The 13,470-nt window shown below is 38.9% G+C and carries 12 protein-coding genes and 1 other annotated feature; of the genes, 3 read left to right on the forward strand and 9 right to left on the reverse strand.

What is annotated here, in order from left to right; translation table 11 throughout:
- Positions 1–2 precede the first annotated feature (2 nt).
- The gene (locus V6C17_RS11575) at positions 3–3,776 is read right to left on the reverse strand and encodes a phosphoribosylformylglycinamidine synthase (RefSeq protein ID WP_333522737.1); all 3,774 of its coding nucleotides are present in this window, start codon (positions 3,774–3,776) and stop codon (positions 3–5) included.
- Between the two features lie 97 nt (positions 3,777–3,873).
- On the opposite strand from V6C17_RS11575, the gene V6C17_RS11580 reads away from it, so the two are divergent.
- Complete coding sequence (locus V6C17_RS11580; RefSeq protein ID WP_333522738.1) at positions 3,874–4,758, forward strand: LysR family transcriptional regulator; 885 nt, start codon at positions 3,874–3,876, stop codon at positions 4,756–4,758.
- 72 nt (positions 4,759–4,830) lie between these two features.
- Here V6C17_RS11580 and speD read toward each other — a convergent pair whose 3' ends face one another.
- The 5 genes from speD to V6C17_RS11605 form a co-directional block, all read right to left on the reverse strand.
- Positions 4,831–5,619: an adenosylmethionine decarboxylase gene (speD, locus tag V6C17_RS11585; RefSeq protein WP_333522739.1), complete on the reverse strand. Its 789-nt coding sequence runs from the start codon at positions 5,617–5,619 to the stop codon at positions 4,831–4,833.
- A gap of 196 nt (positions 5,620–5,815) precedes the next feature.
- The gene (locus V6C17_RS11590) at positions 5,816–6,709 is read right to left on the reverse strand and encodes a hypothetical protein (RefSeq protein ID WP_333522740.1); all 894 of its coding nucleotides are present in this window, start codon (positions 6,707–6,709) and stop codon (positions 5,816–5,818) included.
- A 12-nt stretch (positions 6,710–6,721) separates the two neighbouring features.
- Complete coding sequence (locus V6C17_RS11595) at positions 6,722–7,090, reverse strand: response regulator (RefSeq protein ID WP_333522741.1); 369 nt, start codon at positions 7,088–7,090, stop codon at positions 6,722–6,724.
- A gap of 132 nt (positions 7,091–7,222) precedes the next feature.
- A complete protein-coding gene (locus V6C17_RS11600; protein ID WP_333522742.1) occupies positions 7,223–8,539 on the reverse strand; it encodes an ammonium transporter in 1,317 nt (438 codons plus the stop codon).
- Between the two features lie 194 nt (positions 8,540–8,733).
- The gene (locus V6C17_RS11605) at positions 8,734–9,210 is read right to left on the reverse strand and encodes a YhcH/YjgK/YiaL family protein (RefSeq protein ID WP_333522743.1); all 477 of its coding nucleotides are present in this window, start codon (positions 9,208–9,210) and stop codon (positions 8,734–8,736) included.
- A gap of 293 nt (positions 9,211–9,503) precedes the next feature.
- Positions 9,504–9,705, forward strand: a binding site (T-box leader).
- A gap of 71 nt (positions 9,706–9,776) precedes the next feature.
- Here V6C17_RS11605 and V6C17_RS11610 point away from each other — a divergent pair.
- Complete coding sequence (locus V6C17_RS11610) at positions 9,777–10,256, forward strand: Lrp/AsnC family transcriptional regulator (protein WP_333522744.1); 480 nt, start codon at positions 9,777–9,779, stop codon at positions 10,254–10,256.
- A complete protein-coding gene (locus V6C17_RS11615; protein ID WP_333522745.1) occupies positions 10,253–11,419 on the forward strand; it encodes an aminotransferase class I/II-fold pyridoxal phosphate-dependent enzyme in 1,167 nt (388 codons plus the stop codon). Before V6C17_RS11610 ends, V6C17_RS11615 begins: the two co-directional genes overlap by 4 nt.
- Before the next feature lie 63 nt (positions 11,420–11,482).
- On the opposite strand, the gene V6C17_RS11620 is transcribed toward V6C17_RS11615, so the two are convergent.
- From V6C17_RS11620 to V6C17_RS11630, 3 genes are all read right to left on the reverse strand, one after another.
- On the reverse strand, positions 11,483–11,944 hold the full coding sequence (locus V6C17_RS11620; protein ID WP_333522746.1) for a chemotaxis protein CheX: 462 nt from the start codon (positions 11,942–11,944) through the stop codon (positions 11,483–11,485).
- A gap of 2 nt (positions 11,945–11,946) precedes the next feature.
- Complete coding sequence (locus tag V6C17_RS11625) at positions 11,947–12,798, reverse strand: response regulator (RefSeq protein WP_333522747.1); 852 nt, start codon at positions 12,796–12,798, stop codon at positions 11,947–11,949.
- Positions 12,799–13,064: 266 nt separating this feature from the next.
- On the reverse strand, positions 13,065–13,427 hold the full coding sequence (locus V6C17_RS11630) for a P-II family nitrogen regulator (protein ID WP_333522748.1): 363 nt from the start codon (positions 13,425–13,427) through the stop codon (positions 13,065–13,067).
- Positions 13,428–13,470: the final 43 nt, after the last annotated feature.

The raw sequence follows: 13,470 nt of genomic DNA on the forward strand, positions 1-13,470 counted from the left end.
CCCTATTTAAAATATTTTATACCGCTTGCAAAAATTTGCTGGTCTTTAACCCCTGGAACGTTTATACCTATCTGATTGCCGACACGTTCAGAGTGTCCCATCTTCCCTAGTACTCGTCCATCTGGACTTGTTATACCTTCAATGGCTGCTACAGAGCCATTGGGGTTGAATGGTAAATTGCTTGAAGGATGGCCATTGAAATCTACGTATTGTGTGACTATCTGACCATTTTTACTAAGTTGGGCAATCATATCTTCATTCGCAACAAATCTTCCTTCACCATGTGAGACTGCAATAGTATGAATATCGCCGACATTAACGTTATATAGCCAAGGTGATTTATTGGAAACGATTTTTGTCTGTACCATACAGGATACATGGCGTCCAATCTTGTTATGAGTAAGAGTCGGGCTATGGCTCGTGAGTTCTACAATTTCACCATAGGGAACAAGCCCCAGTTTAATCAATGCCTGAAAACCATTGCAAATTCCCAGCATTAGACCATCCCGTTGGTTAAGCAGCTTCATAATAGCTTCCTTAATACGAGGATTTCTAAACATTGTAGCAATAAATTTACCTGATCCATCAGGTTCATCCCCAGCACTGAAGCCTCCTGGAAGCATAACAATTTGTGAGTTTTCAATGCCGCGAACAATTTCACCAATTGACTGTTCTACTGCATTTGGCGTGAGGTTTCTTATCACTAGTGTGTCAGCCAGCCCGCCTGCTTTTTCAAAAGCTCTAGCTGAGTCATATTCGCAGTTTGTTCCCGGAAAAACTGGGATAAAAACTCTCGGCCTTGCAAAACTTACAGCTGACTTTTTCTTTTCTCCAATTATATTAGGAATAAACTTTGGTTCTTCCTTGGAAGATTCCGTCATAGTCGGGAAGATTCTTTCCAAAGGCTGCTCCCAAGCCTTCTGAGCTTGTTCTAAATTAATAACTAAGTTGTTAATTTCAATAGTGAATTGTTCTGAAGTTGTTCCTAAAGGTCTATAAGGCACATCACCAAACACTTCATCTAAATCTACATCTTCTCTGATTTCTAATATTAAAGAACCATAATCCGCAGCAAACAGCTGATTAGCTGAAATGTTATCATTAAAATTCATCCCAATTTTGTTGCCGAAAGTCATTTTGCTGATTGCAGCCGCGATTCCGCCGTTTCGGATACTGTGGGCTGCTAATACTTTACCTTGTTTAATTATATTTGTTACAGCTGCAAAATTACTTCTTAGAGCTTCAAAATTCGGTAATTCATATTCATCCCTGGCAAGAGGCACTAATACTACCTTACTTCCGACCGCTTTAAATTCAGGCGATATTACAACATTGGCATTAACTATATTTACGGCAAAAGCTACTAGTGTCGGTGGGACATTTATGTCTTTAAAAGTACCCGACATACTATCTTTACCGCCGATAGCGGGAATTCCCAGCTGCTGCTGCGCAAATAAAGCACCTAAAAGCGCACTAAACGGCTTACCCCACTTTACAGCATTTTGGCCTAACTTTTCAAAGTACTCCTGCAGCGTCAATCTAATAGTCGAATAATCTCCGCCTAAGGCTGTAATTTTTGCCGCAGCCTCTACTACTGCGTATACCGCGCCATGGAAAGGACTCCATTTTGATAATACTGGATTGTAGCCATATGTCATAGCAGTAGCAGTAGTTGTTTCACCGTCTAATACCGGCAGCTTTGCAGCCATACCTTCACTAGGAGTAGACTGATATCTGCCACCAAAAGGCATTAGGATAGTCCCCGCCCCAATTGTACTATCAAAGTTTTCAACAAGACCTTTTTGACTACATATATTTAGGTCTTGCAAGTTTTTAAGCCACAATTCTTTGATATCTGCCGATTGTATTTCATCTACAAATTGATTTTTGAAGTAATTATCTTCTGCCGAAGGGGAATCTACTTGCACGTTTATTTGTTGTTTTACCCCATTAGTATCTAAAAACTCACGACTGATATCAACAATTGGTTTGCCGCGCCACATCATTTTTAGACGTTTCTCTTCAGTTACCTTAGCAACAACGGTAGCATCAAGGTTCTCTATGTCGGCATATTTGATGAACTCCTCTATATCTCTAGCAGAAACAACAACCGCCATTCTCTCCTGCGATTCGGAAATAGCCAGTTCAGTACCATCAAGGCCTTCATATTTTTTCGGAATTGCATCTAAATTTATCACAAGACCTTCGGTAAGTTCCCCTATTGCTACAGATACACCGCCCGCTCCGAAATCGTTGCATCTTTTAATCATTCTGCTGACTTTGGGATTACGGAATAAACGTTGTATTTTACGTTCTGTCGGTGCATTTCCTTTTTGCACTTCAGCTCCGCAGTTATATAGCGACTCTTCAGTATGTTCTTTTGAGGAACCAGTTGCGCCGCCGCATCCATCACGGCCAGTAGCGCCTCCAACTAAAATTACAACATCGCCTTCTTGCGGGGTAACCCTAACAACATTAGTTTTTGGTGCAGCAGCAATTACGGCACCAATTTCCATACGTTTCGCGACAAAATCCTCATGGTATATTTCGGCTACTTGTCCGGTTGCAAGACCAATCTGATTGCCATAAGAGCTATAGCCCGCTGCTGCACCTGTAGTGATCTTCTTCTGCGGAAGTTTACCTGGCAAAGTTGCTTCGACACTAACGCGTGGATCAGCACTGCCAGTTACGCGCATTGCTTGATACACATAGGAACGTCCTGACAAGGGATCACGTATTGCCCCGCCCAGACACGTTGCAGCTCCGCCAAATGGCTCTATTTCGGTAGGGTGGTTATGTGTCTCGTTTTTAAACATTACTAACCACTCTTGAGACTCTCCGTCTATATCAACATTAACGACTATGCTGCAAGCATTAATCTCTTCGGATTCATCAAGATCTTGAAGCATTCCTCGTTTCTTCATTTCTTTCATGCTTATTGTAGCAATATCCATTAACGATATATCACGGTCTTTATCACCATATACATAATGCCTAGCTTCGAGATATTCATTAAACGCATGAGTAACGGGTTTTATAAAATAACCATCTGAAAAATCAACTTTATCAATTTTAGTTAAAAATGTGGTATGGCGGCAATGATCAGACCAATAAGTATCAATAACCTTGAGTTCAGTAATTGTCGGATCTCGCCGTTCTACTTCTCTAAAATATTTTTGGCAAAATACAAGATCTTCAAAATTCATTGCCATCCCGTTTTGTTGCATAAACAATTCAAGTTCGTTTGCTGACTTGTTGATAAACCCCTTTAGTACAGCGACATCTTCCGGTGTTTCGGATCTAAGATTCAAGGTGCTAGGCTTGTCCAATCTGGCTTCACGGCATTCAACGGCATTTATACAGTATTTTTTGATTCTATCAAAATCTTGGTCTGATATTATTCCCTTTAGGATAATTACTTTAGCCGTAACTATATTAGGGCGATCCTTCTGTGTTAATATTTGTATGCATTGTGCTGCAGAATCAGCAGTCTGGTCATACTGACCAGGGAGAAATTCTATTGCAAAAACTCTATCCAAAGGATCTATTAGAATATCTTCATCATAAACATCATCAACAGTAGGTTCTGAAAAAACAGTACCACGAGCCTCAGCATACTCATTATCAGTCACACCTTCTATATCATATCGATTGATTATTCTCACTGATTCTAAGTTTTCCAAAGCTAGGCTTTCTTTTAAGTCTAAATACAGAGTATGGGCTGGTATATTAAATTCAGGACGTTTTTCCACATAAATTCTTTTAACACCACTCATATTTATACCCTCCTTTACCTTTACAATATTATTGTAATATATTATCATTGATTATAATAATTAATAATTCTAATCTCTTTTATTAGGAGAACTTATTATGAGTATTAACTTCGAATTGTATAAGGTTTTTTATTATGTAGCCAAAAATTTGAGTTTTTCCGAAGCTGCCAATAATATGTATATTTCCCAGTCTGCCGTTAGCCAATCCATCAAACAGCTTGAAGAACAGCTTGGCAGTAAGTTATTCTCCCGCAATACAAAACAAGTCAAACTAACTCATTCTGGCGAACTTTTATTTCGCCATGTTGAGCAAGCTTTTAACTTCCTTCGAACAGGTGAACGGAGCATAGGTGAATTGCATTCACTACAGCAAGGCGAAATTAGAATTGCTGCCAGTGATACCATCTGTAAATATTTCCTGATACCTTATCTTAAACAATTCCATCAGTTATATCCAAAGATAAAAATAAGCATCACTAACCGCCCCTCACCAGTGTGCGCTGAACTCCTAATGAAGGGACTTGTTGATGTAAGTATCATTAATTTACCCAGCACTGAAACTTATAAAGATGCAAAAGTAAGCAAACTCAAATCAATTCAGGATGTTTTTGTAACCGCTCCAAAGTATGCATACATAAACGAAAAGCAGATTGAATTAGCCAATTTAGTTAAATACCCTATGCTTATGCTTGAGAAAAATTCAACAACAAGAGTCTTCTTCGAACAGTACTTACATACAAATAATCTTACCGTAACACCTGAAATTGAATTAGACAGTGTAGATATCATGATTGAGCTGGTTAAAATAGGCTTAGGGATTTCCTTTATTGCCAAAGAGTATATACAAAAAGAACTAGCTTCCGGCGAACTGATTATCTTAAACGTAGACTCCGAAATACCCTCAAGATACCTAGGATTAATAACCCATGCCAGTTTACCAACCCCTGCAGCCGCACAGAAATTTATTGAGTTATTAGTATAACTTAAAGTACATATACTTTTTACTAAAAAAGACTTAGCTTTGCGCACTAACGAAAAGCTAAGTCTTTTCTTATTAAACTTTTACCTTTGGAATATTACGACCATAGAAAATCTCAGCCATTTCCTTTTTAAGCCTTTGTTTTATCTTTTTCTTTTCTCCGCTTAGTAATTCTCTTTTAGCTGTACCAAACAAATAGTTATCTAAGTCAAATTCTTTCAAAATCATCTTTGTATGGAAAATATTCTCCTGGTAGACATTTACATCAATCATTTGATACAATTCGCGTATTTCTGGCTTGATATAATTTTGGATTGAATTAATCTTATGATCGATATAGAACTTTTTCCCATTAACATCTCTAGTAAAACCGCGTACCCGATAATCGATTATAGCTATATCTGAAGAGAATGAATTAATAAGATAATTAAGCGCTTTTAACGGTGAAATATGTCCACAAGTTGATACATCGATATCGGCCCTAAAAGTGCTTATCCCTTTATCAGGATGACTCTCAGGATAAGTATGTACTGTAATGTGACTCTTATCTAAATGACAGACAACTGCTTCCTGATGTAGATCTTTGTCCACCGGTTCTTCAGAAATCAGCATTGTCACACTTGCGCCTTGCGGGTCATAATCCTGTTTAGCAATATTTAAAATATTCGCACCAATAATATTTGCAACTTCTGTCAAGATGTTTGTAAGGCGTTCGGCGTTATATTCTTCGTCTATATATTCAATATACGACTTGCGATGCTCTGGCGTTTTAGCATAGCACATGTCATACATATTAAAACTTAGTGATTTCGTCAAGTTATTAAAACCATAAAGTTTTAGTTTCTTAATTTCTTTAATCTCCATATCATCCACCTTACTCACTTTTTTATAACGATAAGAAACTTTCTTACATGCACAAGGGATAAGCGGCTTGCCGCTGTCACTAACATGTTTTCTTTATCCATCCTATATTATATCCGCTTTCTAATTCTACATATAGCTCCAAATACCTTTTGAAAAAATAGACTTCAAAGATTATTATCTTTGAAGTCTACCTTATTTATTCTAAACCTTCTGCGAGAATTAGCTCAAGTCTTCCACAGTCCAGTTCGATTGGAATTCGATATCCTTTAGTTAGCGCTAGTGAAGTACATTGCGTAGTGCACTGTGGGCGAAGATCTAAATCGACACCTTGATCAGATGCATTTACGCAAAATATTCCATTAACAACATTTAAAAACTCAGCCACACTGCATTCCGCTAATTCATCAATTTCATTCAGATCTTCTTGACTATATCGCCGGGCTATTTCTAAAAATACCTTGTCATCTAAAGCTATACCAGTAAATAAGTTTACTTCGCCCACAACATTTTGAGTAACAAGCCATTTGGTAGCATTGTATTCACTTAATTGGATGTTTGACTGCAAAACCGGAACATTGCAGATAAATCTATTTAGATTACGTAAGAAAAGCCCCACATAGTCATAGTAAATCTCTCCTATTCCGCCTGCTTTAGAAAAATTTAAAAAGAGATGTGCTGCCTGTTCAAAATCTGCTGTTCTTAATGACTGCCATTGATCATTTGTAAATTTGCTCTCATTTTTATAATCCGCCAGAGCCTTCTCTAGCTGTGCTAAATCTAAGAAACCTAAATCTACTACTGCTTGACTTAAACTCATCTGTCTGCTGCGTTGGACTTCTAAAAGCTCTTCAAGTTTTGCCAAACTAAGATATCCTGCTTCAATTGCAAGTTCACCAAATTTTTTGTCCTTAGCCTTTTGCAGTTCATGAACTTCTTCAACTTGTGATGCATTCATCAGTCCAGCATTTATCGCTAATACGCCAAGCTTTAGTTTTGCGGAATTCTCGAAGGCGAAGGCTTCTCTTAACTGCTTTGCACTCAAAATCTGTTTATTTAGTAAATACTGTCCGAAATACTGGTTCAGTAGCATGAGAAAACCTCCCTATTTCGCTATTTTTGCGACTATCTGCATTATCTGCTCTGTAGTATAAGGCTTTTGTATGAAATCTTCCGCGCCGTTTTTTAGCGCCTGAATCAGTTTTTCAGAAGTCCCCAAAGACGAAAGCATAATTACATGGGCATTTTTATCTAGAGCCTTAAGATTTTTTAAAGCTTCTAAGCCATCAGCCTCAGGCATAACTATATCCATGAAAACAAGGTCCGGCTGACTTGATTGGTAAATCTCAACTACCTCTTTACCATTCCTTGCCTCATATACCTCACAACCAGCTTTTATTAGAATATCCTTCAACTTCTTTCGAACTAGCAAAGAATCGTCGCAAATTAGCACCCTACCTTGTTTTTTCTCCATGTAATTCTCCTTTCTGGTATCATTAGCCATAACATTCCATATTTCAAAATAATTCGCGCTCTTCCTGAAATTTCCTGCCAATAATATCCAAAGACAAATAAAAAAAACCTGAGCAATGCTCAGGTTTTTTATCTACTCTTGGGCAAGAGCTTCTTTTTTTACAAGCACTGGTTCCTTGACAGGCAACATAGAATGCAACCCTCTGAATGCTGAATGCTCAAGCTCATTGTAAGCTGTCATGCCATGTTCGCTAACGTCAAGTCCTTCCGCTTCCTCTTCAACTGATACTCTAATACCAACTGCCGCTTTTAGAGCACTGAATAACAGATACGTACTGACAAAGCCCCAAAGTGATATAACCGTAACACCTAAAGCTTGTATACCTAATAATCCTAGTCCGCCACCATATATTAGGCCGCCTTTTTCAGCAAAAATACCTACTGCTAAAGTTCCAAAAGTACCGCAAACTCCATGTACAGCGATAGCGCCAACTGGATCATCAGCTCCAATCCTATCAAAGAATGGTACAGCAAGGACAATTAATATACCTGCAATGCCGCCAATAACCAGTGAGCTGATCGGTTCTACAAAAGCGCAGCCTGCAGTTATTGCTACAAGTCCTCCCAGCGCGCCATTGATGGCCATACTTGGATCAGCCTTTCCATACCTAAATAAGGTAAATAATGCAGCAGAAGTCCCGCCTGCTGCAGCCGCAAGATTTGTATTTACTGCAATCCGAGCGATATTAGAGTCAAGACCACTTAATGTACTGCCAGGATTAAAACCGAACCATCCAAACCATAAAATAAAAGCACCTAAAGCCGCTAACGGCAAATTATGCCCAGGCATTACATTGACTGATCCGTCTTTATTAAATTTACCTGTTCGCGGACCAAGCACTATTACCGCTGCTAGCGAAGCCCAACCACCTAAGGAATGAACTACAGCCGAACCAGCAAAATCAAGCATCCCTAATTTATTAAGCCACCCATCAGCAGTCCAAACCCAATGTCCTGCCAATGGATATATTAATACCGTTGCTACGAATGAGAAAACAATATACGGACCGAATTTCATTCTCTCGGCAACAGCTCCAGACACAATGGTAGCCATCGCTATTGCAAAAGCAGCTTGGAAAATCCAAAATGCATATATCGGAATCTTTAGACCTAGGTGGTCAAAGTTTCCCTGTATTAAAAATCCAGATATTCCGATTATACCAGCCTTATCAATTCCATACATAAGTGCAAAACCTATAAAAAAATACCCTAAAAGACCGACAGTACAATCCATTAAGACCTTCATAATAATATTAAGCGAATTTCTGCTGTGAACAAAGCCTGCTTCGAGGGCAGCAAATCCCGCTTCCATCAGAAAAACTAATGCTGCGCACATCAGAACCCAAACTGTATCTAAACCAACCGCAACCGAGCCAATTGTCAATTCCATTGTATCCTCCTAATAAAAAAATAACCAAAGACACCTCTAGTATTTTGTGCACTAGGGATATCTTTGGCTTCATTGCCTGTGTATTAATTTGTTAAAAGCGCTTCTAAGCATGAATTATAGCATGAACTTAGTAAGACGCCAAGCCCTATTACGAAGATATTTTACAATTTTGTATTTATGCAATGTACCTTTGTTTATTTATCTAGCTTCTCTATTGAAATTTTCAAAACAATTTTTTGTACTTCGTCGTTATTATTACTTACACAACCTGGTCTATGTACATCCCAAGGGAATAAAATCGCATAGGTACCCGGAGCTAGTACAGCATCAGACTCGTTTTTCACAGACTTGTAAAAAATTGCATCACGACTATCCGAGCAGTCTTCCAGAATCTCATTATCAGCACACCACGGAGCAAAACCCATTATTTCTTCGCCAGATGCCACGAATTGTATATCAATATATTTTATGTGGGTTTCGGCCTTACAATTTGCCTTAACTTGAGGCTTATATCTGGATACTAAGGCGAACATATCTTCACCTTCAAGTTCATATCTACCTGATTCTACCTTACTGAAATCAGTAGTTGCCAAATAACGCAGCCCTCTTTGCAAAATTGGCGACAGTAACGCTATCTCCCGGTCAATGTTGTTAATATTTCCGATAATCACCTTATAATCCCCTCTCCTTCTTAGATCTTATTTCGGTAATTGACCACACAAGCCCTGCTTACTGCTTAGTCTGTTGATAAAAATTCATCCGATGACTAACCCGCTCTATACCCAAAGGGTACAGGCAACTCCACCTGAATCAGTCTTCTTTATCATTATTGGAGAAATTGTATTTATAGTTGCACAAAGGTTTTAGCATGTGCTATTATTTAAGAAAAGTGTCTTACTATATATAGTTTACCGTAAGACATATTATTATCTTTTCTATACAATCTAAGCTAATAATTTAAGATTTTTAGGCAATGATAGGAAAAGTATATGTGCTGTCTTTCTTCAGAGAGCCGGGTTGCTGGAAGCCGGTGTTAGCGTACATAGAAAGCCCTCCTTGAGCCGTAGGCTGAAATAAGTAAGCTATACCGTAGCTCGGCGTTAACGAGATCAAGTGAGCCTAAGGCTAAACAAGGTGGTACCGCGGGAATAGTTCTCGTCCTTTATTTAAGGATGAGAACTTTTTTATTTGTCAATACTAGCAAATTATAAAATCGTGTGATTGGGGAGTGCATGTAATGAAGCAATTACTAGAATTATTAGAGACTAATTCAAAACGACCAGTGTCTGAGTTGGCAATACTTCTCGGCAAGTCACAGCAAGAGGTAATCGAGGATATTAAAAGTTTAGAAGAAGATAAGATTATTATCAAGTACCATACAATAATTAACTGGGAGAAAGCGGGCGCGGATACTGTCACTGCAATGATTGAAGTCAAAATAACTCCACAAAGGGAAGTCGGCTTTGATGCTATGGCAGAAAGAATTTATCGTTTTCCTGAAGTCCGCAACGTTTATCTGATGTCTGGTGCTTATGATCTTTTAGTTATGCTTGAAGGGCAGTCTCTAAAAGAAGTCGCTGATTTCGTTTCAACTAAACTCGCTACAATTGAAGGAGTTCTCAGTACAACCACCCATTTCATGTTAAAGGCTTATAAGGAAGCTGGCGTAATTATAGAAGATCAAGAAGAAGACCGCAGGTTGGTGGTGACTCCATGAGCTGGTCTGATCGTATATCGCCAACAGTACGCTCAATACCGCCTTCCGGGATAAGAAGGTTTTTTGATATCGTTGCGGAAATGAAGGGGGTCGTTTCACTTGGTGTAGGCGAGCCTGACTTTATTACCCCTTGGCATATCAGGGAAAGTTGTGTTTACGGACTTGAACGCGGCTATACTTCCTATACATCAAACTATGGCCTGCTAGAACTTAGAGAAGAAATTGTTAGGGTTACCCAAAAGGACTATGATGTTACGTATGACCCGCGCTGCGAAGTATTAATTACCGTTGGGGTTAGCGAAGCTTTAGACTTGGCCTTGCGGGCAGTTCTTTCACCAGGTGATGAAGCTCTTGTCCCAGAACCTTGTTATGTTTCTTATAAAGCATGTGTCACTTTAGCTGGCGGTACACCCGTTCCTGTAACAACTACTATGGAAAACCAATTCCGGGTGACAGTTGATCAATTAGAAAAACTAGTAACCCCGCGCACCAAGGTACTGCTGATAGGCTACCCAAATAATCCGACAGGCGCCATAATGCCAAGAGAAGAACTATTAGAGATAGCAAAGTTTGCCGAAAAACACGATCTTATTGTTATTTCAGACGAAATTTATGCTAACCTCACTTATGGTTCCGAACATACTTGTTTTGCGTCGTTACCAGGTATGAGAGATCGGACAATACTGCTGAATGGCTTTTCTAAAGCGTATGCAATGACTGGCTGGCGTATTGGATATGCTATGTCTAATCCGGATTTCATCTCGGCAATGACAAAAATTCATCAGTATACTATGCTTTGTGCACCAATCACTGCTCAAGTAGCAGCTGTGGAAGCCTTGCGGCATGGAGAAAATACTATGCGGAAAATGGTAGCTGAATACGATTGCCGGCGTCGTCTAATGATTGACGGCCTAAGGAGTATGAGGCTTAAATGTTTTGAACCTAAAGGAGCTTTCTATATCTTCCCCTCAATTAAGGAAACAGGCTTATCTTCATTAGAGTTTGCTGAGGAATTATTGAAATCCGAGAAAGTTGCTCTTGTGCCAGGTGATGCTTTTGGCGAAAGCGGCGAAGGCTATGTGCGCTGTTCATATGCAACCTCAATGGCAAATCTATCTAAAGCCTTAGAACGAATCGAAAGATTTGTTCGCAAACGTTTATAAACTTTGTAAATAATATCCTGTAAATATAAAAATCCTCACATAATGTGAGGATTTTTATATTTACTACTGGCCTAGGCCAATATTAAGTTCAAGAGCATTTGAATCAATAAGTAATTCTAATGCAAGATATTTTGTACTGCTTACTTTTACTTTGAAGTTTTCGCCAACTGCAAGGCTAGGCGGAGATATATCAACACTTATGCCCTGTTTTTCAAAGTTAATTGCTGCATTTGCAGTAACCATATTTACTAATTCGGATATGGCACTCTGCGCCATGTCGTCCATCTTATCTACTGGCATGCCCATCATCATTGTAGATGCAATGGACCTTGCTGTTTCTTCACTCATATTATATGCGATATTACCTCGCACATCATTTGTCATACCGATCAAAACAGTAACACCTTGACTGGAAACATATTGGTCTTTTACAGCAAGTTTGCCGCGACTGACATTTTGGAAACCAAGTTGGGGCATCACAGTAGCAACTGCATCGACAAAGGGATTAATTAGTTTGACATCCAAGGCTATTTACCTCCTGCAAAGCCAATATTCAAGTTCAACGTTCCAATTTCAGTCTCAGCGATTACATTAAATGAGCTTAATTTTGGATTAATAATATCTATGCTATTCCCGCACATAATCCCCGGGGGAGTTAACCTTAGTTCTACACCGCGGTATATGTTATTTATAACTGAAACACTATGGCCGCCAATAATATTAGCTACTTCAGCAATACTATTTAGAACATCCTCCTCATCAACTGCTGCACCATCTAAAATTCTTTGCGTAAGTTTCTGAGCAGTTTGTTCAGTAGCATTTAGAATTATTCTCCCCGTCTGTTTTCCTGTTATGCCGAGAATAATTGCAATTCCACGGGCAGTAAATTTAGGCTGACTGTCTGGCGATGTACTCACATCGCTTTCCAATCCAGCCATCTGAAGCAAGTTCTGCTGCAGCGAAGAGATAAAATACTGAAGATACTTTTCCTGCCATTCTTGGTTAGACCGATTGTTTAGACAAACCTGACGCAAAGTATCAAGCAGCTCAGGTGCTTTTATCGGTTTCTGCAAAAAAGCCTGTACACCAATTGAATAACCGCGCGAGATCAAACTATCATCTCTCATTGCGCTTGCCATAACAATTTTGGCGTTAGAATCTATACTTAAAATTTCACGGCTGCAGACAAGCCCATCCATATCAGGTAAGTTCATATCCATAGTTACTACATCAGGGCAGAGAAGCTTAAATTTTTCGACTGCTTCCCATCCATTTTCGGCAAATCCACAAACCTCGAAAACTGTTTGATCTAATGTTCCTGCCATTACCTTGCGGCTAAATGGCGAATCATCAACTATTAGAACCCGGATTTTCCCCAATCGATATCACCTTGCCCTTATACTATCGTTATTTTAACTGGATAAGTTAAGTATTATTTATCTTTTATTTAAACATTTTTTCGTGAAAATCCTGCCTGGTGTCGCTATAAATATTTATAATATTTAAAATATCGTGCTATGTAATTAAGAAAAGTAAAATAACATAATAAAGAAATAAAGATAGTAGTTACTCCAGCAACTACTATCTATGCAATAAGCCCAGGAAATAGTTTAGTTGACTATTTCCTGGGCTTATAAAGATTCAATTAGGCTTTCGGGTCAATAATTGCAATGTCGCCTTCTTCGCCGGTACGAATACGTACAGCGTTTTCGATAGGATACACGAATATTTTCCCATCACCAATCTGACCAGTTTTTAAAACTCTTTTTGCTGTTTCCAATACCTTCTCGACTGGAATTTCGCAAACTACCGTCTCAACTTTCACCTTAGGAAGAAGGTTAATGGCATATTCAGTACCTCTATATACTTCTGTATGGCCTTTTTGCAAACCACAGCCATATACCTGGCTAACAGTCATTCCTGCAACACCTATTGCGTTTAAGGCTTCTTTTAATTCCTCAAGTTTGCCTGGTCGAGTAATAATCTCAATCTTAGTCATTTTTCTCATACTCCGTCCTCCTCCGCTCCTACTTTATCGTCTATTAAGCTAA

Origin of the sequence: Dendrosporobacter sp. 1207_IL3150 (assembly GCF_036763085.1) — a bacterium.
Lineage (GTDB): Bacteria > Bacillota > Negativicutes > DSM-1736 > Dendrosporobacteraceae > JBAIYU01.

Bases quoted from the DNA above. Each gene is read 5' to 3' on its own strand.
- speD (WP_333522739.1), bottom strand. From the start codon at position 5,619: ATGGAGATTAAAGAAATTAAGAAACTAAAACTTTATGGTTTTAATAAC.
- V6C17_RS11630 (WP_333522748.1), bottom strand. From the start codon at position 13,427: ATGAGAAAAATGACTAAGATTGAGATTATTACTCGACCAGGCAAACTT.
- V6C17_RS11595 (WP_333522741.1), bottom strand. From the start codon at position 7,090: ATGGAGAAAAAACAAGGTAGGGTGCTAATTTGCGACGATTCTTTGCTA.
- V6C17_RS11575 (WP_333522737.1), bottom strand. From the start codon at position 3,776: ATGAGTGGTGTTAAAAGAATTTATGTGGAAAAACGTCCTGAATTTAAT.
- V6C17_RS11600 (WP_333522742.1), bottom strand. From the start codon at position 8,539: ATGGAATTGACAATTGGCTCGGTTGCGGTTGGTTTAGATACAGTTTGG.
- V6C17_RS11580 (WP_333522738.1), top strand. From the start codon at position 3,874: ATGAGTATTAACTTCGAATTGTATAAGGTTTTTTATTATGTAGCCAAA.
- V6C17_RS11615 (WP_333522745.1), top strand. From the start codon at position 10,253: ATGAGCTGGTCTGATCGTATATCGCCAACAGTACGCTCAATACCGCCT.
- V6C17_RS11610 (WP_333522744.1), top strand. From the start codon at position 9,777: ATGAAGCAATTACTAGAATTATTAGAGACTAATTCAAAACGACCAGTG.
- V6C17_RS11590 (WP_333522740.1), bottom strand. From the start codon at position 6,709: ATGCTACTGAACCAGTATTTCGGACAGTATTTACTAAATAAACAGATT.